General features: G+C 72.7%; 20 protein-coding genes. 11 read left to right on the top strand and 9 right to left on the bottom strand.

The features are described 5' to 3' along the window. Positions 1-162 precede the first annotated feature (162 nt). Positions 163-2,442 carry an immune inhibitor A domain-containing protein gene (locus tag AB0M18_RS28345; protein ID WP_365762854.1) on the top strand — a complete coding sequence of 760 codons (2,280 nt, stop codon included), beginning with the start codon at positions 163-165 and terminating at the stop codon, positions 2,440-2,442. A 69-nt stretch (positions 2,443-2,511) separates the two neighbouring features. Here AB0M18_RS28345 and otsB read toward each other — a convergent pair whose 3' ends face one another. The 3 genes from otsB to AB0M18_RS28330 all read right to left on the bottom strand — a co-directional run bounded on the left by otsB (position 2,512) and on the right by AB0M18_RS28330 (position 5,030). After that, a complete protein-coding gene (gene otsB, locus AB0M18_RS28340; protein ID WP_365762852.1) occupies positions 2,512-3,357 on the bottom strand; it encodes a trehalose-phosphatase in 846 nt (281 codons plus the stop codon). Between the two features lie 68 nt (positions 3,358-3,425). After that, complete coding sequence (locus AB0M18_RS28335; protein ID WP_365762850.1) at positions 3,426-3,686, bottom strand: DUF3263 domain-containing protein; 261 nt, start codon at positions 3,684-3,686, stop codon at positions 3,426-3,428. Positions 3,687-3,719: 33 nt separating this feature from the next. Next, entirely contained in the window at positions 3,720-5,030 is a 1,311-nt protein-coding gene (locus tag AB0M18_RS28330) for an extracellular solute-binding protein (protein ID WP_365762848.1), read from the bottom strand. Positions 5,031-5,191: 161 nt separating this feature from the next. Between AB0M18_RS28330 and AB0M18_RS28325 the strand changes: the two genes are divergently transcribed. From AB0M18_RS28325 to AB0M18_RS28315, 3 genes are all read left to right on the top strand, one after another. Further along, complete coding sequence (locus tag AB0M18_RS28325; protein WP_365762846.1) at positions 5,192-6,145, top strand: ROK family protein; 954 nt, start codon at positions 5,192-5,194, stop codon at positions 6,143-6,145. Then, entirely contained in the window at positions 6,145-7,290 is a 1,146-nt protein-coding gene (nagA, locus tag AB0M18_RS28320; RefSeq protein ID WP_365762844.1) for an N-acetylglucosamine-6-phosphate deacetylase, read from the top strand. The genes AB0M18_RS28325 and nagA overlap by 1 nt, the downstream gene beginning before the upstream one ends. Positions 7,291-7,406: 116 nt before the next feature. Continuing rightward, positions 7,407-8,342 carry a 1-phosphofructokinase family hexose kinase gene (locus tag AB0M18_RS28315; protein ID WP_365762842.1) on the top strand — a complete coding sequence of 312 codons (936 nt, stop codon included), beginning with the start codon at positions 7,407-7,409 and terminating at the stop codon, positions 8,340-8,342. A gap of 51 nt (positions 8,343-8,393) precedes the next feature. Here the strand turns inward: AB0M18_RS28315 and AB0M18_RS28310 are convergent, their stop codons facing one another. Both AB0M18_RS28310 and cdgB read right to left on the bottom strand, forming a co-directional pair. Continuing rightward, positions 8,394-9,359, bottom strand: a complete 966-nt coding sequence (locus AB0M18_RS28310) for a CBM35 domain-containing protein (protein ID WP_365762840.1) — start codon at positions 9,357-9,359, stop codon at positions 8,394-8,396. Between the two features lie 130 nt (positions 9,360-9,489). Further along, on the bottom strand, positions 9,490-11,145 hold the full coding sequence (gene cdgB / locus AB0M18_RS28305; protein ID WP_365762838.1) for a diguanylate cyclase CdgB: 1,656 nt from the start codon (positions 11,143-11,145) through the stop codon (positions 9,490-9,492). Between the two features lie 302 nt (positions 11,146-11,447). Between cdgB and AB0M18_RS28300 the strand changes: the two genes are divergently transcribed. Next, on the top strand, positions 11,448-12,014 hold the full coding sequence (locus AB0M18_RS28300) for a flavin reductase family protein (protein ID WP_365762836.1): 567 nt from the start codon (positions 11,448-11,450) through the stop codon (positions 12,012-12,014). A 95-nt stretch (positions 12,015-12,109) separates the two neighbouring features. Here AB0M18_RS28300 and arfB read toward each other — a convergent pair whose 3' ends face one another. Beyond that, positions 12,110-12,547 carry an alternative ribosome rescue aminoacyl-tRNA hydrolase ArfB gene (gene arfB / locus AB0M18_RS28295; RefSeq protein WP_365762934.1) on the bottom strand — a complete coding sequence of 146 codons (438 nt, stop codon included), beginning with the start codon at positions 12,545-12,547 and terminating at the stop codon, positions 12,110-12,112. 127 nt (positions 12,548-12,674) lie between these two features. Between arfB and AB0M18_RS28290 the strand changes: the two genes are divergently transcribed. Both AB0M18_RS28290 and AB0M18_RS28285 read left to right on the top strand, forming a co-directional pair. After that, the gene (locus tag AB0M18_RS28290) at positions 12,675-13,250 is read left to right on the top strand and encodes a TerD family protein (RefSeq protein ID WP_362523027.1); all 576 of its coding nucleotides are present in this window, start codon (positions 12,675-12,677) and stop codon (positions 13,248-13,250) included. Between the two features lie 75 nt (positions 13,251-13,325). After that, positions 13,326-13,853, top strand: coding sequence for a GNAT family N-acetyltransferase (locus tag AB0M18_RS28285; protein WP_365762834.1), 528 nt, complete (start codon positions 13,326-13,328; stop codon positions 13,851-13,853). On the opposite strand, the gene AB0M18_RS28280 is transcribed toward AB0M18_RS28285, so the two are convergent. Both AB0M18_RS28280 and AB0M18_RS28275 read right to left on the bottom strand, forming a co-directional pair. Continuing rightward, positions 13,850-15,271 (bottom strand): M1 family metallopeptidase, encoded by a 1,422-nt coding sequence (locus AB0M18_RS28280; protein WP_365762832.1) that lies wholly within the window; start codon positions 15,269-15,271, stop codon positions 13,850-13,852. The two genes, AB0M18_RS28285 and AB0M18_RS28280, sit on opposite strands and share 4 nt — an antisense overlap. A gap of 71 nt (positions 15,272-15,342) precedes the next feature. Beyond that, positions 15,343-15,891 carry a heme-binding protein gene (locus AB0M18_RS28275; RefSeq protein WP_365762830.1) on the bottom strand — a complete coding sequence of 183 codons (549 nt, stop codon included), beginning with the start codon at positions 15,889-15,891 and terminating at the stop codon, positions 15,343-15,345. 236 nt (positions 15,892-16,127) lie between these two features. Between AB0M18_RS28275 and AB0M18_RS28270 the strand changes: the two genes are divergently transcribed. The 4 genes from AB0M18_RS28270 (at position 16,128) to AB0M18_RS28255 (ending at position 19,798) form a co-directional block, all read left to right on the top strand. Beyond that, a complete protein-coding gene (locus AB0M18_RS28270; RefSeq protein WP_365762828.1) occupies positions 16,128-17,300 on the top strand; it encodes a sensor histidine kinase in 1,173 nt (390 codons plus the stop codon). Next, a complete protein-coding gene (locus AB0M18_RS28265) occupies positions 17,297-17,947 on the top strand; it encodes a response regulator transcription factor (protein WP_365762826.1) in 651 nt (216 codons plus the stop codon). The genes AB0M18_RS28270 and AB0M18_RS28265 overlap by 4 nt, the downstream gene beginning before the upstream one ends. Positions 17,948-18,005: 58 nt before the next feature. Continuing rightward, the gene (locus AB0M18_RS28260) at positions 18,006-19,217 is read left to right on the top strand and encodes an FAD-dependent monooxygenase (RefSeq protein WP_365762824.1); all 1,212 of its coding nucleotides are present in this window, start codon (positions 18,006-18,008) and stop codon (positions 19,215-19,217) included. Between the two features lie 80 nt (positions 19,218-19,297). Beyond that, positions 19,298-19,798, top strand: a complete 501-nt coding sequence (locus tag AB0M18_RS28255) for a hypothetical protein (protein ID WP_365762822.1) — start codon at positions 19,298-19,300, stop codon at positions 19,796-19,798. Positions 19,799-19,826: 28 nt separating this feature from the next. Here AB0M18_RS28255 and AB0M18_RS28250 read toward each other — a convergent pair whose 3' ends face one another. After that, on the bottom strand, positions 19,827-20,498 hold the full coding sequence (locus AB0M18_RS28250; RefSeq protein WP_365762932.1) for a pentapeptide repeat-containing protein: 672 nt from the start codon (positions 20,496-20,498) through the stop codon (positions 19,827-19,829). Positions 20,499-20,534 lie beyond the last annotated feature (36 nt).

Below are 20,534 nucleotides of genomic sequence, written 5' to 3'. Positions count from 1 at the left end.
TCGGGGTCTCCCCCCTCCTCGTGCGCGTCCTTCCGTGCCAGACTCGCGCCGATCGTTCCCCCAGGCGATCCGTAAGTCTCCTACGGAACCACGCGAACCATGCGGCACCCCGCATGTGAGCGAAGGGATCGCGCAGCCTTGAAGAAGAAGATCGTTGTGGGCATGACCCTAGGGTCGGCGCTCACCGCACTCCTCGCCGCGGGACTCACCCCCGCCGCGGCACAGGAGGCCCGGGACGGCGGCACCAGCGGTGCCGGGACGGCGCACCGGGCGGACGACCGGCCCGGACCGCTCAGCAAGCAGCGCAGCGAGCTGCGCAAGCAGGCGATCGACCTGGTCGCCAAGGGCAAGGCGAAGGCGAACGCCCGCGGCGTCGTCGAGGTCGCGCCCGGCAAGTTCGCCGAGACCGAGACCACCACCGCCGTCCGGCAGGAGAAGATCTTCACGATCCTCTCCGAGTTCGGCGACCAGAGCTCCGGCAGGCTCGGCTCGGTCCCCGGCCCCCTGCACAACCAGATCCCCCAGCCGGACCGCAGCACGGACAACTCCAACGCCTGGACCGCGGACTTCTCCAAGGCCCACTACGAGGAGCTCTTCAACGGCTCGGGCGAGTCGATGAAGACGTACTACGAGAAGCTGTCGAGCGGCCGCTACTCGGTCTCCAACACGGTCGAGGACTGGGTCAAGGTCCCCGGCAACGCCTCCACCTACGGAGACAACTCCGTCGAGGACACCGGCGGTTCGTGGGCCTTCATCCAGGACACCGGCGACGCCTGGTGGAACGCGCAGCTCGCGGCCGGCAAGACGCCCGCCGAGATCGACGCGTACCTCGCGCAGTTCGACGTCTGGGACCGCAACGACTTCGACCACGACGGCAACTTCGACGAGGCCGACGGCTACATCGACCACTTCCAGGCCGTGCACGCCGGCATGGGCGAGGACGCGGGCGGCGGCGCGCAGGGCGAGGACGCCATCTGGTCGCACCGCTGGTACGTCAACGGCGACGACTTCGGCCTGACCGGCCCCGACGTCTCCGGCTCCCAGAACAAGGCGGGCGGCGCCCGCATCGGCCAGTCGAAGTACTGGCTCGGCGACTACACCACCGAGCCCGAGAACGGCGGACTCGGCGTCTTCTGCCACGAGTTCGGCCACGACCTCGGCCTGCCGGACTTCTACGACACCAACGGCGGCGAGAACTCCACCGCCTTCTGGACCCTGATGAGCTCCGGCTCCTGGCTCGGCCACGGCGCCGCCGCCAACCAGGGCATCGGCACCCACCCGGGTCTGATGGGCGCCGAGGAGAAGCTGTTCCTCGGCTGGCTGGACTACGCCGACGCGCCGCTCGGCGCCACCGGCTCGTACACCCTGAGCCCCGCCGCCCTCCAGGTCGCCGGCAAGGCGCAGGCCGTCCGCATCGCGCTCCCCGACAAGGCGAGCAGCACCACCTACACGACGCCCACCTCGGGCTCGCACGCCTGGTGGACCGGCTCGGCCGACGGCCTCAACCAGTCCCTCACCCGCTCCGTCGCCGCCACCTCGCGGGTCACGGTGAAGGCGAACGCCTGGTACGAGATCGAGGCGGACTTCGACTACCTCTTCGCCGAGTACTCCCTCGACGGCGGCGCGAACTGGCAGCGCGCCGGTGCGGCCGTGTCCGGCTCCTCGGCCGGCAAGTGGACGACGCTGCGCTTCTCGTACGACGCCGCCGGCCAGCCCTCGCTGTTCCGCTTCCGCTACCAGACCGACGGCGGCGTGCACTTCGCCGGCGCCTTCCTCGACGACATCACCTTCGGCTCCGGCGGCACGACGCTCGCCTCCGACGACGTCGAGCAGGGCACCGGCGCCTGGACCGCGCAGGACCGCTGGAAGATCTCCACCGGCACCGAGTCGGCCACCTACCCGCGCTTCTACCTGGTGGAGAACCGCGAGTACGTCGGCGCCGACGCGCTCCTCGCCGAGGGCCCGTACCAGTTCAGCAAGGGCATCACCGCCCCCGACTGGGTCGAGTTCTTCAAGTTCCAGAACGGCATGCTGGTCTGGTACGTGGACCGCTCGTACGACGACAACAACGTCAGCGACCACCCCGGCGGCGGCTCGGCGATGGTGGTCGACGCCCGTCCGACCCCGTTCCGCTACGACGACGGCACCGCGCCCAGCAACCGCCGTCAGCCCTTCGACGCCACCTTCGGCCTGGAGCCGACGGACGCGACCTGCCTCCACAAGGAGGTGCTGGTCGGCAAGGGCAAGCAGCAGACCGTCGCGGCGAAGGCCGCCTGCGCGCCCTCCGTCCCGGGCATGCCGGTCTTCGACGACACCGACCCGAACGCCTACTACGACCCGACGGCCCCCCAGGCCAGCGTGAAGGTCGCGGGCCACGGCACGAAGGTCACGATCACCGGTGACGCGGGCGACGACCTGACGATCACCGTGGCGAACCCGTAAGGCCCACCAGGCCGGCGACAAGCCACCGGGCCCCGGACCGCAGCACGCGGTCCGGGGCCCTTCGCCTGGTCACGCCGCCATCGCCTCCGCGAGCCCCGCGAGCAGGTCCACCACCGCCGCCGGTCCCGGCACCGTGAGGTCGGCGCGGGCGGCGAGGTCGGGAACCGCGGAGGACTCGGCGGCGGAGCAGACGAGCAGGCCGGGGGTGCCGTCGGAACGGAGCTTCTCGACGGCCGCGTAGGCGGCGAGGTCGCCCAGGTCGTCGCCCGCGTACAGGACGGCTCCGGCGCCGGTCTCGCGGAGGTAGTCGGCGAGGGCCACGCCCTTGTCCATGCCCGGCGGGCGGAGCTCCAGGACCAGGCGGCCCGGCTCCAGGACCAGGCCGTGGTGGGTGGCCAGGTCGCCGAGCGGGCCCTTCAGGGCCTCGAAGGCGCCCTGGGGGTCCTCGGCGCGGCGGGTGTGGACGGCGACCGCGCGGCCCTTCTCCTCGATCCAGACGCCGGGCCAGGCGCCGATCCGGTCGAGGAAGCCGGGGAGCTCGGCGCGGGCCGAGGCGACCCCGGGGTGCGGGGCGGCGGCCTGGACCGTACCGGTGACGGCGTCCCAGCGCTCCGCGCCGTAATGGCCGAGGACGACCAGGTGCTCAAGGCCGGGCACCCCGGCGAAGCCGCCGTACCGTACGGCCACTCCGGCCGGGCGGCCGGTGACCACCACGACGGCGGCCACCCGCGGGGCCAGGGCGGCGAGGGCCGGCACGGCGCCCGGGTGGGCGCGGGCCCGCTCCGGGTCGGGGACGATCTCGGCGAGAGTCCCGTCGAAGTCGAGGGCGACGACGGCCTTCTCGGGCCGCGCGAGGAGCGCGGCGAGACCGTCGCGGCCGGCGGCAGTGGTCGGGTGCGGCAGGCTGCTGACCATGTTCACGACCCTACCGACGGATGCCGGTCCCGTCAGTGGGACGGTCAGCGGAAAGGCCGGCGGAACGGTCAGCGGCGCGAACGCTTCTCGTCACGCACCCGGCGCAGGCGGTTGACCGTGACCGGGTCGTGCGCGAGCGCGCGCGGGTCGTCCAGGAGGGCGTTGAGCAGCTGGTAGTAGCGGGTGGCGGACAGGCCGAGCTGTTCGCGCACCGCCCGCTCCTTGGCGCCGGGGCCGGGCCAGGAGCGCCGTTCCACGGCGAGGACGGCCCGCTCGCGCTCGCCGAGCCCGCCGCGCTCGCCGCCCGTACCGCCGTTTTCGCTCGTCATACAGACCAATTTATTCGGCGGACGCGGCGCCGGTCACTCCGCGCTCTCCGCCGCCGTCGCCTGCCGGGCCAGCCGGCCAAGGACGTCCGCCGGCCGCCCGCCCGGCTGCACCGCCTTGCCGATGTCCTTCTTCACGCTGCTGCTGACCTGCGCCCAGGAGGTCTTGCCGACCGGCGGCAGCTGGGAGTCCGGCAGTGCCTCCAGGAACTCGCGCAGGTCGGCCGACTCCGCGTCGGACTGCATGGTCGCGGAGGCCGTGACGGTGGCCGGCAGCAGGTCGTTGTCGCCCGCGAACTTCAGGACGTTCTCGTCGCTGAAGACGAAGTCGAGGAAGGCGCCGATCTCCTTGCGGTGCCCGTTCTGCTTGAAGCCCATGATCCAGTCGGCGACGCCCATGGTGGCCTTGGCCTTGCCGTCGGCGCCGGGCAGCGGCACCTTGCCGACCTTGACGCCCTGCTTGGCGGCCTCCTGCATGAGCGAGGGGTGCCCGTTGAGCATGCCGACCTCGCCGCGCGCGAAGGCGGCGAAGGCCTCCTTGCGGTTGAGCCTGCCGGGGGACGTGGGGCCGGTGAGGCCGGGGGTGACAAGGTTGTCGCGCAGCCAGGCGAAGGTGCGGAGGTTGGCGTCGGAGTCCAGGTTGTAGTGGCCGGTGGCGTCGATGTAGCCGCCGCCACCGCTGAGCAGCCACATCAGGGTCTCCGCCTGGGCCTCCTCGGGACCGAGGGGCAGCGCGAAGGGGTACGTGACGCCCTTCCTCTTCAGCTTCTTTGCGGCCGCGGCCAGCTCGTCCCAGGTGGTCGGGGCCGCGGCGACGCCGGCCTTCTCGAACAGCTCCTCGTTGAAGAAGAGCAGGCGCGTGGAGGCGACGAAGGGCAGTCCGTACTGGGTGCGCTTGTACTCGCCGGCGTCGACGAGCGGCGCCAGGAAGTTGGCCTGTACGGGGATGGAGAGGAGTTCGTCGGCGGCATAGAGCTGCCCGGCGGCGGCGTAGTCGGCGTAGGCGCCGATCTGGGCGATGTCGGGGGCCTGGCCGGCCTTGACCATCTCGGCGACCTTGCGGTCCACGTCGTTCCAGGACTCGATCTGGACCTGGATCTTCACGCCGGGGTTCTTCGCCTGGAAGGCGGCGACCAGGCCGTCCCAGTACTTCTTGGTGGAGTCGCCGCCGGTCAGGTCGTAGTCGGCGGCCACGAGCCTGAGCGTGACGTCGCCGGTGTCGCCGCCGAGGGTTCCGCAGCCGGGGAGGCCGGCGGTCAGTCCGAGTGCGGTGGCCGCCGCGGCCAGTCCCAGGAATCGTCGCCGCTGCACAGCCGTAACCCACCCTTTGCTCGTCGTCGAGACCATGTTCGACCGCAAGTTTCTCCCGGGTTTTCACCGGAGGTCTACACCACTCGCATATCGCTTCGGCAACGCCGCAGCCCTCACGGGCCCGAATTTGTATCTGAGCGCAACAATCCTCCGCAGTGGACTAGACCTTTCGGGCCCTGACGCGCGAGACTGTCCCCGTGAGACACGTCATCGCCCTCGATGTGGGCGGCACCGGCATGAAGGCCGCCCTCGTCGGGGCGGACGGCACCCTGCTCCACGAGGCCCGTCGCGCCACCGGCCGCGAGCGCGGGCCCGAGGCCGTCGTCGAGACGATCCTCGGATTCGCGCAGGAGCTGCGCGCGCTCGGCCGGGAGCGGTACGGCGAGCCCGCCGCGGCCGCCGGCGTCGCCGTCCCCGGCATCGTCGACGCCACGCACGGCATCGCCGTCTACGCCGCCAACCTCGGCTGGCGCGACGTCCCGATGCGCGCCCTACTCAGCGAACGCCTCGGCGGCATCCCCGTGGCCCTCGGCCACGACGTGCGCACCGGCGGCCTCGCCGAGGGCCGGATCGGCGCGGGCAACGGCGCCGACCGCTTCCTCTTCGTACCGCTCGGCACCGGCATCGCCGGCGCCATCGGCATCGGCGGCGAGATCGAGGCCGGAGCGCACGGTTACGCGGGCGAGATCGGCCACATCGTCGTACGCCCGGGCGGTACGGAGTGCGGCTGCGGCCAGCGCGGCTGCCTGGAGCGCTACGCCTCCGCCTCCGCCGTCTCCGTCGCCTGGGCCGAGGCCTCCGGCGACCCGGACGCCGACGCCGCCGACTGCGCCAAGGCCGTCGAGTCCGGCGACCCGGTCGCCGGCCGGATCTGGCAGGACGCGGTCGACGCGCTCGCCGACGGCCTGGTCACCGCGCTCACCCTGCTCGACCCCCGCACGCTCATCATCGGTGGCGGTCTGGCCGAGGCCGGGGAAACCTTGTTCACACCGCTGCGGGCCGCCGTGGAAGCACGCGTCACCTTCCAGAAGCTGCCCGCCGTCGTCCCCGCGGCCCTCGGGGACACCGCCGGATGCCTGGGCGCGGGCCTCCTCGCCTGGGACCTGCTCGCTCACGGCTCACTCGAATCCGACTCGGAGGTATCCGCCTGATGGCCGTATCCACAGTTCTCACCGGGGCCCGTGTGGTGCTGCCGACCGGGACCGTCGAGAACGGACGAGTGATCGTCGAGAACGGCCGCATCGCAGGAGCCGCCCATGCGGACGCCCCCGCGCTCGACCTCACCGGCCACTGGCTCGTGCCCGGCTTCGTCGACCTGCACAACCACGGCGGCGGCGGCGCGTCCTTCACCTCCGGCACCGTCGACGAGATCCTCACCGGTGTCCGCACCCACCGGCAGCACGGCACCACCACCGTCGTCGCCTCCTTCGTCACCGGCGACATGGACTTCCTCACCCAGCGGGCCGGGCTGCTCTCCGAACTCGCCGAGCAGGGCGAGCTCGCCGGCATCCACTTCGAGGGCCCGTTCATCTCGCCGTGCCGCAAGGGCGCCCACGACGAGACCCTGCTGCGCGACCCCGACCCCGCCGAGGTGCGCAAGCTGATCGACGCCGCGCGCGGCCAGGCCCGCATGGTGACCCTCGCGACCGAGCTGCCCGGCGGCCTCGACTCCGTACGGCTGCTCGCCGAGCACGGCGTGATCGCCGCGATCGGCCACACCGACGCCACCTACGAGCAGACCCGGGCGGCCATCGACGCGGGCGCCACCGTCGCCACCCACCTCTACAACGCGATGCCCGCCCTCGGGCACCGCGCGCCCGGCCCCATCGCCGCGCTCCTGGAGGACGAGCGGATCACCGTCGAGCTCATCAACGACGGCACCCACCTGCACCCGGCCGCCCTGCAGCTGGCCTTCCACCACGCCGGTCCCGAGCGGGTCGCCTTCATCACCGACGCCATGGACGCGGCCGGCTTCGGCGACGGGCGCTACATGCTCGGCTCGCTGGAGGTCGAGGTGAAGGACAGCGTCGCACGGCTCGTCGAGGGCAGCTCCATCGCGGGCTCCACGCTGACGCTCGACCGCGCGTTCAAGCGCGCCGCGACCGTCGACGGGCTGCCCGTCGAGTCCGTCGTCCAGGCCATCTCCGCCAACCCGGCGAAGCTGCTCGGCGTGTACGACCGGGTCGGCTCCCTGGAGCCCGGCAAGGACGCCGACCTCGTGGTCCTCGACGCGGACTTCGAGCTCAAGGGCGTGATGCGCAAGGGCGCCTGGGTGGTCGAGCCCGAGCTGAGCTGATTTCGCCCCCGCCGTCTCCAGGCGGTTGGTCCGGGGGTCTGGGCCAACCGCCTTCTCTTTGACATGATCAGGGCGCCGACGGCCGGTGACGGGGAGACGAACAGGGAGGTGGGCCGATGATTCTGACGGTCACCCTCAACACGGCGCTCGATCTCACCTACCGCGTCCCCGCCCTCGTCCCGCACGCCTCGCACCGCGTCACCCAGGTCATCGAACGCCCCGGCGGCAAGGGCCTGAACGTCGCCCGCGTGCTCGGCGCCCTCGGCCACGAGACCGTCGTCACCGGCTTCACGGGCGGCGCCACCGGCGAGACCGTACGCGACCTGCTCGCCGCCACGACCGCAGGACAGCCCGTCCACGACGCCCTGGTCCCGATCTCCGGCGCCACCCGCCGCACCGTCGCCGTCGTCGACGCCGCCAGCGGCGACACCACCCAGCTCAACGAGCCCGGCCCGGTCATCACCCCGGAGGAATGGGCCGCGTTCACCGCGCGCTTCACCGAACTCCTCGACGGGGCCCGGGCCGTGGCCCTCTGCGGCAGCCTCCCGCCCGGCATCCACGTCGGCGCGTACGCCGAACTCGTCCGGCTCGCCCGCGCCGCCGGCGTCCCCGCGCTGCTCGACACCAGCGGCGAACCGCTGCGTCGCGGCATCGCCGCCCGCCCCGAACTCATCAAGCCCAACGCGGCCGAACTCGCCCAGCTCACCGGCTCCCGCGAGCCCTACCGCGCCACCCGCGACGCCCGCCGCCGCGGCGCCCACGCGGTCGTCACCTCGCTCGGCCCCGAGGGCCTGCTCGCCGCCACCCCCGACGGCCTGTGGCAGGCCGCCCCGCCGGCCCCCGTGAAGGGCAACCCGACCGGCGCCGGCGACTCGGCCGTCGCCGCGCTCCTCGCCGGCCTCGTCGACGGCGCCGACTGGCCCACCCGCCTCAGCCACGCCGTGGCCCTGTCCGCCGCGACCGTACTCTCCCCGGTGGCCGGCGAGTTCGACGAGTCGGCGTACGAGGCCCTGCTCCCCCGCATCACCGTCCACGACCGGGCGGCGGCGTGACCCCGATACGGAAACGGGCCCCCGAAGGGGCCCGTTCCGTACGCTGGGCGACTACCCGTTCGGCCGGATCTCCAGCCAGTCGAAGATCACGTCGCACTGGTTGCCCGGCTCGCACGACATCTTGATCGTGTTCTGCCCCTGCTTGAGATCGACCGGCGCCCAGGTGGTCTGCCAGTTCTTCTCCAGGTTCGGGTCCGAGGAGTTGATGAAGTTCTTCAGGCCTATCGGGTTCGTGTTGGCCTTGTCGTTGACCGTCAGCGTGGCGTTGGCGTCCTTCGCCGGGATCGCGTAGCGCACGTACAGCTTGTAGGTGCCGGCCTTCTCGACGTCCGCCTGCCAGGTCACCGAGGACCCGAGCGCGTTGAACCCGGTGACGTAGTTGCCGTCCGCGCCCTCCGCGCCCTTGATGTCCTTGGCCAGCGCCGCCGAGCCGCCCAGCTTCAGGGTCGCCGCGTCCTGCTGCGGCAGCGCCTGCGGGGCCTTCGAGGACTGGCTGGGGTCGACCGAGGGGGACTCCGAGACCTGGGTCGGCGCGCCGGTCGGCGAGCCGCCCGTGCCGCCCGCGTCGTTCGTCTTGTCGCCGCTGTTGGCGATCACCGCGGCGGTGATGCCGGCCACGACCACCGCGACGACCGCGACGGCGCCGATCAGCAGACCCCTGGTGTTGGGGCCGCGGCCGCCGCTGCCACGGCCACCCGGCTGCGCCGGGCCGGGCCGGTGGGCGCCGCCGCCGGGGTACGTCTCGGGGGCCGCGTACTGCGGGTTCGGCTGGCCGTAGCCCTGCTGCTGCGGGAACGGCGCCTGCGCCTGCTGCTGGTGGCCGCCGTACTGCCGCTCGCCGACCGTGCGGACCTGGTTGTACGAGGTGCGGGGCACGCCCGGCTGAGCGGCCGGACCCGGGTAGCCGTAGCCGCCGCCGGAGGGGGGCTGAGCACCCGCCGCCTGGCCGTCGGCATACAGATAGCCGAACGGATCGTCGTCCTCGGGCTTGTTCGTGCCGTCGTTACCGGCAGCCATCCGGGTCACTCCTATCCACTGCTCGCCAGCCGTCGCCGACCGGCCGAGCCTACCTCGTACGGCCATGTCACCGGTTCGGCGCTTCGTGTACGTCCGGTGAACGGCGGCGCGTACCGGCCCCGGTGCGGCGCTATCCGGCCCGCCGGTGGACCTTGGAACGCGACCGCTTCTCGATGTACATCCGCTGGTCGGCGCTGTTCAGGACCTCTTCGACGGTCATGCCGCACTCGGCCCAGCCGATGCCGAAGCTGGCCCCGACCCGCACCGCCCGTCCGTCCACCCGGATCGGCGGGATGATCGCGTTCCGCAGCCGGACCGCGAGGTCGGCGGCGTCGGCCGAGCCGAGGCCGTCGGCGAGGACGACGAACTCGTCACCGCCGAGCCGGGCCACCGTGTCCCCGTCCCGCACCCCGGTGGTGAGCCGCCGGGCCACCTCGATGAGCACGGCGTCGCCGGTGTGGTGCCCGAAGCGGTCGTTGATCGACTTGAAGCCGTCGAGGTCGCAGAAGAGGACGGCGAGGCCCTTCGTGCCGTCGTCGACGTCGCCGCCGGTGGGGGCGACGGAGTGCACGTGCCCGTCGTACCCCCCGGCGGCGCCGGCGGCCGGGGAGAAGCCGAAGCCGTGCTCGTGCTCGTAGTCGTACTCGTCGTAGCCGTACGGCGGCTCGAAGCCGGGCGTGCCCTCGGGGGCGGAGGCGGCGAAGGGGCGCTCGCAGAGCCGGGCGGAGAGCCGGGAGCGCAGTTCGGCGCTGTTGGGGAGGCCGGTGAGGGCGTCGTGCGAGGCGCGGTGGGCGAGCTGGAGCTCGTGCCGCTTGCGCTCCTCTATGTCTTCGACGTGGGTGAGGAGGAAGCGGGGGCCGTCGGCGGTGTCGGCGACGACGGAGTTGCGCAGGGAGACCCAGACGTACGTGCCGTCGCGGCGACCCAGCCGCAGCTCGGCGCGCCCGCCCTCGGCGGAGGTGCGCAGCAGGGTGCCTATGTCCTCGGGGTGGACGAGGTCGGCGAAGCTGTAGCGGCGCATCACGGAGGCGGGGCGGCCGAGCAGCCGGCACAGGGCGTCGTTGGTGCGCAGCAGGCGCCCGTGCTGGTCGCCGCCCATCTCGGCGATGGCCATGCCGGACGGCGCGTACTCGAAGGCCTGCCGGAACGACTCCTCGCTGGCGCGGAGGGCCTGCTGCTCGCGCTCCAGGCGGATCAGGGCGCGCTGCATGTTGGAGCGGAGCCGGGCGTTGCTGATGGCGATGGCGGCCTGCGAGGCGTACATCTGGAGCGCCTCGCGGCCCCAGGGGCCGGGGTGCCGTCCGTTGCGCGGGCGGTCGACGGAGATCACGCCGAGGAGCTCACGGCCGGAGCCGGAGGCGTACATGGGCGCGTAGAGGCGGTCGTGCGGGTGCCACTCGTCCTCGAAGCGGGGGGCGGGGCCCTCGGTGTGCCACTGCGGGACGTCGTCCTCGATGAGCACCCAGCCCTCGGTGTGCGGGATGAAGCGCAGATCGCCCCAGGCCTCGCCCATGGCGAGCCGCCGGTCCCAGGAGGTCCGGGAGCCGACCCGGCCGGTGATCAGGGCCTCGGCGGCGGGGCTGCCGGCGAAGGCGGAGACGATCAGATCGCCGTCGGGGCGCACGAGGTTGACGCAGGCCAGCTCGTAGTTGAGGCCCGCGACGATCCCGTCGGCGACGGCCTGCACGGTGTCCGCAAGGCTGCGGGCGGTGTTGAGGTCCCCCACGACCTGATGCAGCTGACGCAGGGTCGCAAGACGGACGTACGGCTCCGACTCGGTCTCCATCGCTCGCTCTCCCCGAGACCTCGACAGCTGACTCCAGGGTTCTCATCGGCTTCATCGGCTTTGGTGCACTGTCCCCGCCACTGAATCACAGCGAGCTGTGCACCCGGTACACAGGGTCAACAAATACTGCTCTCTGTGACTCAAGTCACAAGGCGTCGCGGGGGTTTGCGAACGGTGGGTGAACGGCATGGGTCGGGCCGGAGAAGGGCTCCCGGAGGCGGCGGGTCCTAGGACCGGCGAGGCAGCCGGCCTGGTACCGGGGCCCGATGCCCTTGGGGCCGCGCCCGGATTAGCGTGCGAGGGTGCTGCAGAAGACGCCCACGACGGCTACCACCGCCCTCGACCTGGCCATCCCTCATGCTGAGGGGGTGAGCAACGACGAGTTCAAGGCCGCCATGTCCCGCCTGGCGGCCGGCGTGGTCCTTGTCACGGCCCACGACCCGGACGACGGGCCGCACGGCGAGGACGTCGGCATGACCGCCACCGCCTTCCTCTCCGTCTCGCTCGACCCGCCCCTGGTCCTGGTCAGCCTGCGCAACGACTCCCGGATGGACGACCTGCTCGCGGACGTGCCGGTGTGGGCGGTCTCGCTGCTCTCCGAGAGCCAGCGGCACGTGGCCGGACGCTTCGCCATGAAGGGCCGGGTCAGCGACCGGCTGCTCTTCGCGGACCTGCCGTACACCCGCGGCGAGCACAGCTCCGCCCCGCTGATCGGCGGCGCGCTCGCCACCCTGGAGTGCCGCACGGAGAGCCGGGTGGTCGCGGGCGACCACACCCTCGTCATCGGCCGGGTCCTCGACACGAAGCTGCCCTCTGCGGAGGGCGGCCCGCTCACCTACTTCCGCGGGAAGTACCGCAGGCTGGGCTGAGCGCCTGCGGCACGCGCCGGTACGGCCGGGACGAGCGGCGTGCAGGGCCTGGGGCCCACGGGCCTGCCGGGCCCGCAGCGGCCCGCCTCGGCTCGTCAGCTCCAGTCGCGGGCCTGGCGGCCGCGCTTGGTCTCCGAGCGCTGTTTCTTCTCCCGCAGCCGCCGCTCGTTGATCCCGCGCGGGATCTTCGTCGCACGGCGCGGCTTCGGCGGGGGCGCGGTGGCCTCCGCGAGGAGGGCGGCGAGGCGCACGGCGGCCGTCTCCCGGTTGCGCCACTGCGAGCGGTGCTCCGAGGCCCGTACGGTCACGACCCCGTCGACCAGCCGGCTCGCGAGCCGCTCCAGGGCACGCGCCTTCCACACCTCGGGCAGGGCCTCGGTCGCCGCCAGGTCGAAGCGCAGCTCCACCTGCGAGTCGCTGGTGTTGACGTGCTGCCCGCCCGGCCCGGACGACCGCGAGAAACGCCACATGAGCTCGGCCTCGGGCAACGAGACGGAGCCGCGGATCAGATACGGACCGGACATGTGTCCCATGGTCCCGGAGCGCCACGCGCCCGTCATCTCCTTTTGGCGGCGCGGGGTCATGGAACCGCCTCGGCTCCCTGTGCGTTAATGCGAGCGACGAGTTCGACACCCGCAGGACCTCAGAAAGGGACATCCCATGGCTGTAAGCCTCTCCAAGGGCGGCAACGTCTCCCTGACCAAGGAGGCCCCCGGCCTCACCGCCGTCACCGTGGGCCTCGGCTGGGACGTCCGTACGACCACGGGCACCGACTTCGACCTGGACGCCTCCGCCATCGGCGTGGACGCCATGGGCAAGGTCGTCTCCGACGGCCACTTCGTCTTCTTCAACAACAAGTCCACCCCGGACCAGACCATCGTCCACACCGGTGACAACCGCACCGGCGAGGGCGGCGGCGACGACGAGCAGATCAACGTCAACCTGGCGGGCCTGCCGGCCGGCGTCGACAAGATCGTCTTCCCGGTCTCCATCTACGACGCGGTGAACCGCTCGCAGAACTTCGGCCAGGTCCGCAACGCGTACATCCGCATCGTCAACCAGGCCGGCGGCGCCGAGATCGCCCGCTACGACCTGTCGGAGGACGCCGCCGTCGAGACCGCCATGGTCTTCGGCGAGCTCTACCGCAACGGTGCCGAGTGGAAGTTCCGCGCGGTCGGCCAGGGCTACGCCTCCGGCCTGGAGGGCATCGCCCGCGACTTCGGCGTCAACCTCTGACGTACGCCTGAGTGTGCGTAGGCACAGAGCCCCGGCACCCGGCACGACCGGGGGCCGGGGCTCTACGCTTTCCCGATGATCGTCGAACCGCTGACCGCCAGGGACCCGTACGCCCTCCCCGGCCCGCTGATCACCGAACTCACCGAGCTGTACGCGTCGAACGAGGAGTTCCAGCAACTGAGCGGCGACTTCCCGGAGCCGGACCGGATCCTGCCCGAGCAGGTCGCCGCCGCCCTCGCCGACGAACTCGCGCACCCGGACGCCGAGGTGCTGCTCGCCCGCTCGGAGGGCCGGCTGGTCGCGATCGCCATCACCCTCGCCCACCACCCCGACCCGGCCCAGCCCGACCCGTGGCTGGGCCTCCTGATGGTCCACGCGGGAGCGCACCGCGCGGGCTTCGGGCGCCGCCTCGCCGCGTACGTCGAGGACTCCTTCCGCTCCCGCGGCCGCGCCGGGCTGCGCCTCGCGGTCCTGGAGAACAACCCGCGGGCGCTGGCCTTCTGGACCTCGCTCGGTTACGAGGAGACCGCGCGCAGGCCCGACCTGGCGCACGGCCGCCCGTGCGTCGTGATGCGCAAGAGCCTCCGGGCCACGGCGCTCTAGTCGGTGATGTGCGCGGGCTTCCCGTCCCCGTACAGCCACACGTCCCACACGTCCGACAGGTCCTCGTCCGTCATCGAGTCCACGTACGCGATGAAGTCCTCGGTGGTGGCGTTGGCGTGCCGGTACTTCGCCGGCCAGCCGGCCAGGATCTCGTAGAAGGTGTCGTCGCCGACCTCCTGCCGGATCCGGTGCAGGACCATCGCGCCCCGCTGGTACACGGGCGTGCCGAACAGGTTCTCGGCGGTGGGCGGACGGGCGGGCGAGTAGGCCCAGGCGTCCTCGTTCGCGTACTGCTTCTCGAAGTTCTTCTGCGCCGGGGTGTGCGCGAAGTCCTCCTCGTACAGCCACTCCGCGTAGGTCGCGAAGCCCTCGTTGAGCCAGAGGTCCGCCCAGGTCGCGGGCGAGACGGAGTCGCCGTACCACTGGTGGGCGAGTTCGTGCACGAGCGTCGGGGCGTCGAAGGAGGAGAGGGGGAAGACCGGCCGGGTCTGGGTCTCCAGGGCGTAGCCGATGTCGCCGTCGCGCTCGACGACCGCGCCGGCGGAGGCGAAGGGGTACGGCCCGAAGTTCTCCGCCTGCCAGTCGAGGATCTCGGGGATGCGGGCGCGCAGCGCGGCCGTCTGCTCGGCCACCTCGGGGTCGGCGGCGGACAGCACCGGGACCCGGGCCCCGGCCTTGCCGGGGGCGGTGCCGGTACTCGTGTCGTACCGCCCGATGGCGAGCATCGCAAGGTAGCTGGCCATCGGCTCGGCGGCGTGCCAGACGGAGGTGGTGCGCCCGTCGGCCTCCTTGCGCTCGGCGGTGCGCACGCCGTTGGAGAGCGCGGTGAGCCCGGCCGGGACGGTGACGGTGATGTCGTACGTCGCCTTGTCGGAGGGGTGGTGGTTGCCGGGGAACCAGGCCATGGAGCCGTTGGGTTCGCCGAGCGCGACGGCGCCGTCGGCGGTCTTGAGCCAGCCCTCCTCGGCGCCGTCCGAGTCGGTGACGGTCTCCGGGGTCCCGGAGTAGCGGACGACGGCGCGGAACTCCGCCCCGTCGTCGATGTCCTCGCGGGGGCGCAGGGTCAGTTCGTTCCCGGCCCGGTTGACGGCGGCGGGCTCGCCGTCGACGGTGGCGTCGCGCACGGTGAGCCCGGCGAGGTCGAGGTTGAAGGCGCTGAGGTCCTGGGTGGCCTCGGCGGTGATCTCGGCGCGCCCGTCGAGCCGGCCGGAGGCGGGGTCGTACGACAGGGTGAGCGCGTAGTGGCGCACGTCGTAGCCGCCGTTGCCCTGCTTGGGGAAGTACGGGTCGCGCAGCCCGGCCGCGCCGGGCGTGCCCTGCACCCCGCCGCTGCCGCCGCTCGTGCAGGCCGCGGCGAGCAGGGCGAGGGCGACGGCCAGGGCGCCGGTCCGGACGCGGCTGCGGCTGCTTGTGTTCACGAACCGATCCTAAGCAGACATAAGAAGTCAGATGCGCAGGCAGGAACGTGTGTACGAGCGGAGGCGTCCGTTCAGTCGTTGAGCGAGGCCACACCGGCCTGGGCGAACTTCTCGTCCAGGTCACCGGAGGGCGCGCCGGCGACACCGATGCCCGCGATCGGGCCGCCGTCGGCGGTGACGGGGGCGCCGCCCGCGAGGAAGAGGGTGCCCGGGATGTCCTTCAGGGTCGGCACGTTGGTGAGCCGCTTGACCAGCTCGGAGGTCGGGGCGTTCCAGGAGACGGCGGTGAACGCCTTCTTCACCGCCGACTCGTAGGACTGCGGGCCCGCGCCGTCGCCGCGCAGGGTGACGATGGTGTTGCCGTTGCGGTCCACGACGGCCACGGAGACGCGCTGGTTCTCCTTCTCGGCGGCCTTCAGGGTGGCCTGCGCGGCCTTCGTCGCGGCCTCGATGGTCAGGTGGGTCGTCCGGCGCGTGTTGTCGCCCTCGGCGTCGGCCTTGGCGACGACCGCGGCCGGGGCGGCCTGCGGCGCGGAGGAGGCGTTCGCTGAGACGGCGCCGAAGGTACCGGCGGCGAGGACGACGGCGGCGGTGGTGCCGAGGAGGAACTTCTTCTTCATTGCGGGCTCCTGGTGTGGGCTCGGGAGTGGGGCGGAGGAGGGAGCGTCTGTGCCGTTCGTTCGCTCTGCATCGATCCTCCGCCGGGATCCGGCCCCGGCCGGTCCGCGTTCCGGCTGCCGTCGGCGCGCATAGTGGACGACAGGGAGGTCAGCCGATCGGTTGATGCCGCCCTGGCCCCACCGGGCCAGGATGGATACGTATTCCCAGGTCAAGTGCTACACGGAGCAGGTGGACGATGGAACGGGACCCGGATGCCCGCTGGCTGGCGCGGGTCATGCACGTGGCCTTCTTCCTGCTCCTCGGCGCCTCGCTCGCCCGCTTCCTGCTGCGCCACCCCTGGGAGGCCCGCAGCCCCTGGATCGTGGCGCTGTCCGGCGCGCTCGCCGCCCTCTACCTCCTCGGCCCGGTGCTCGGCACCCGCGCCACCCCCCGCCGGATCGCGTGGCTGTGCACGGTCGTCGCCGTGTGGGTGCTCCTCGTCGTCCTCGCGCCGAGCTTCGCGTGGTGCGCGGTCCCGCTCTTCTACACCGGTCTGCGGACCCTGCCGCACAAGGCGGCGCTCGGTCTGGTCGCCCTCCTCACCGCCTTCGTCGTCTTCGCGCAGGTACAGCTCTCGCACGGTGGCTGGGACCCCAACCTGATCGTGGCCCCGCCGGCCGTCGCCGCCATCGCCACCGGCGTCTTCGTCCACGCCGAACGGCAGGCCGAGCGGCAGCGCAGGCTCATCGAGGACCTCATCCGCACCCGCCGCGAGCTGGCCGCGATCGAGCGCCGCGAGGGCACGCTCGCCGAGCGGCAGCGGCTCTCGATGGAGATCCACGACACCCTCGCGCAGGGCCTCTCCAGCCAGCAGATGCTGCTCCAGGCCGCCGACCGCACCTGGGACAGCGAGCCGGCGACCGCCCGCCGCCATGTCCGTACGGCCGAGTCGATCGCCGAGCGGAACCTCGCCGAGGCCCGCCGCTTCGTGCACGACCTCGCGCCCGCCGACCTCGCCGAGGGCGGCGGCCTGGAGGAGGCGCTGCGCGGGCTCGCGGGCCGGGAGTCGGCCGAGTTCCGGGTCGACGGCCTGCCCGTACCGCTGCCCGACCGGGTGCAGTCGGCGCTGCTGCGCATCGCGCAGGGCGCCCTCGCCAACATCCGCGAGCACGCGGAGGCCGCCTCGGCCGCGATCACCCTGACCTATCTGGACGACCAGGTCGTCCTCGACGTCGCCGACGACGGGCGCGGCTTCGACCCGGCGGCCCGGGCGGCCTCGGGCGCGGGCGCGGACGCCGGGGTGCGCGGCCACGGACTCCCCGCGATGCGGGTGCGCGCCCGGCAGCTGGGCGGCACCCTGACCATCGAGTCCACCCCGGGCGAGGGCACCGTGCTCTCCGCCGCGATCCCGCTGGAGGTACGCCCGTGAACGCGCCGGCAGGCGAACCCGCCCGCGAGCCCGTACGCATCCTGCTCTGCGACGACCACGCGGTGGTCCGCGCCGGGCTGCTCGCGCTGCTCGGCAGCGCGCCCGGCATCGAGGTGGTCGGGGAGGCGGGCAGCGGCGAGGAGGCCGTGGCGATGGCCGCCCACCTGCGCCCGGACGTGGTCCTGATGGACCTCCAGCTGGGCGCCGGCATCGACGGCGTCGAGGCCACCCGCCGGATCGCGCCGACCGGTGTGCACGTCCTGGTCCTCACCACGTACGACACGGACGCGGACATCACCCGCGCCATCGAGGCGGGCGCCACCGGCTACCTCCTCAAGGCCGAGCGTCCGGAGGAGCTGTTCGCCGCGATCCACTCGGCCGCACAGGGCCGGACCACACTGTCGCCGCCGGTCGCCAGCCGCGTCATGGACCGGATGCGCGGGGCCGCGGGCCCGTCGCTCACCGACCGCGAGCGCGACATCCTCGGACAGCTGGCGCACGGCCTCGGCAACCGGGAGATCGCCCGTGCGCTGTTCATCAGCGAGGCCACGGTGAAGACCCACCTGGGCCGCATCTACGCGAAGCTCGGCGTCGACACGCGGGCGGGCGCGGTGGCAGTGGCGAAGGAGCAGCGCCTGCTTCCATAGGACTGCTACTGTGCGTTGCCACTCAGGCGCACTGTGTCATGTCCTCGTGGGAGCGCAAGTGAAGATCACCATCGTCGGCGGCGGGCCGGGGGGCCTGTACTTCTCCATCCTGATGAAGCGCCAGGACCCCTCCCACGAGATCACCGTGTACGAGCGGAACGCCGAGGGCTCCACGTACGGCTGGGGCGTCACCTACTGGGCGGCTCTCCTCGACAAGCTGCGCGCGGGCGACCCGGAGTCGGCGGAGGCCATCGCCGCCGCGTCGGTGACCTGGACGGACGGCGTGGCGATCGTCCGCGACGAGCGGACCGTGCACCGCGGCGACGCGGGCTTCGGCATCGGCCGGCGCCGGATGCTGGCGCTGCTCGCCGACCGGGCGCGCGAGCTCGGCGTCCGCGTCGAGCACGAGCACCCGGTGAACGGCCCGGACGCCCCCGAGCTCGCCGGCGCCGATCTCGTCGTGGCCGCGGACGGTGTGAACAGCCAGCTGCGCGAGGCGCGGCCGGAGCGCTTCGGCACCGAGGTCACCAGCGGCCGCAACCGCTATGTGTGGCTGGGCACGACGAAGGTCTTCGACTCCTTCAGCTTCGCCTTCAAGGAGACCGAGCACGGCTGGATCTGGTGTTACGCGTACGGGTTCAGCGGCGAGCAGTCGACGTGCGTGGTGGAGTGCGGCCCCGAGACGTGGTCGGGCCTGGGCCTGGACCAGCTGAACGCGGACGACAGTCTGCGCCTCCTTGAGAAGCTGTTCGCCGACCTCCTCGACGGCGAGCCGCTGATCGGCCGCGAGCAGCACGGCGACGGCGCCCCGGCCCAGTGGCTGAACTTCCGCACCCTGACGACCCGGTCCTGGCACGACGGCAACACCGTGCTCCTCGGCGACGCCGCCCACACCACCCACTACTCGATCGGCGCGGGCACCACCCTGGCCCTGGAGGACGCCCTCGGCCTCGCCGCCGCCCTGCGCACCCACGGCACGGACCTGCCCAGGGCCCTCACCGCCTACGGCCGGCGCCGCCGCGCCGAACTCGTCCCGGCCCAGAGCGCGGCCCACTACAGCGCCCAGTGGTACGAGAACCTCCCCCGCTACATGCACCTCCCCCCGCACCGGATGTTCGCCCTCCTCGGCCAGCGCCACTCCCCCCTGCTCCCCCACATCCCCCCACAGCTCTACTACCGCCTCGACCGCGCCGCCGGCAGCCTCGAACCCCTCCGCCGCCTCAAGCGCTGGCTCGGCCCGAAGGTGGCGAAGGCGGCCCACCGGGGCTGAGCCCGGGCCCCGGGACCTCCGGGGCGGGTTCCGGCACCCGTGCGGGGTCCGGGGCGCGCGCGGCATGGGACCATCGACGGGTGCTCGACATCGGCTACTCGCTCTCCCGCCGCTTTCCGGACCCCCCGCAGACGAACTACCGCGCGGCGGACGTCCACTCCCTGCGGCACGACCTGTTCTGCGGTGACGTGTACCTCGCGGACACCGTGAAGGACCAGGAGGTGTCCACAGCCTGGGGATGGGTGCCGGTGCTCGACTTCGCGTGGGCGCTGTGCGACATCGTCGAGCAGCTGGACCGCGACCCGAAGGGCAGCCGCGCCTCCCGCCCCCAGTACGCGGAGCTGGACTTCACCGAGTCGTCCGACCGCATGCTGTTCGAGCGGCGCTTCGGCTGGGTGGACGTCGAGGCCGACTGGATGCCGGGCGACGAGCCGGCGCTCACCTTCAACCACGGCGAACTGCGCCGCGAGGCCCGTGACTTCCTGCACGACCTGATCGCCGACCTCACCGACATGCACGAGGGCCTGGCGGACAACCCGGTGATCTGGGACCTCCAGGCCCGCTTCCCCCGCCTCCCCTGACCGACTCCGCCTCCCCTGACCGGCAGGGCTACGCGTCCTCCACCCGCACCCCCAACTGCGCCGCGAACACCGGCGCCAGGTCGAGCAGCTGCGCCGTGGAGATCACCGCCCCCGCCAGGGCGTCCACCCCGCGGGCGATCTCGATCCGCTGGACGGTGCGCAGGTCGACGTCCTTCAGCCGCGCCCCGCTGAAGTCGGCCCGGGTCACGACACAGTCCCGGAACTCCACCCTCTCAAGGGCCGCGCCCCCGAAGTCCGGCTCGTCGAGCACGCACCCCTCGAAGACGACGTCCTTCAGCTTCGCCGACCGCAGGTTCAGATAGTCGATCTTCCCTCCGCGCACCCAGACCCGCTCCAGCACGGATCCGTGCAGCTGCACCCCACCGAGGCGCGCGTCCACCAGCTCCACGTCCCGCAGCTGCGCGCCCGCGAGATCGGTGCCCACCCCCCGTACCCCCGTCAGCACCGAGTCGAGGAACCGCGCCGCCGTCAGCCGGGCCCCGTCCAGCCCGCAGTCGCGCACCGCGCAGTCGAGGAAGCGCGCCCCCGCACCGTCCTGGCCGGTCAGATCGAGGCCGACCAGCTCAAGGCCGTCATAGTCCCCGTCGGGCTCCAGACCGCCCTCGTACGGCTCCAGCGGGGGCAGCCCGACCTCGGGCTCGCGGGGCCTCGCCACGTTCTTCCTCTTCATGCCGTCCATCGTGACGCACGCCACTGACATCGCCCCGTCCGCGAT

Source organism: Streptomyces sp. NPDC051909, assembly GCF_040681095.1.
GTDB lineage: Bacteria > Actinomycetota > Actinomycetes > Streptomycetales > Streptomycetaceae > Streptomyces.
This window is presented reverse-complemented; position numbering and strand designations above follow the sequence as displayed.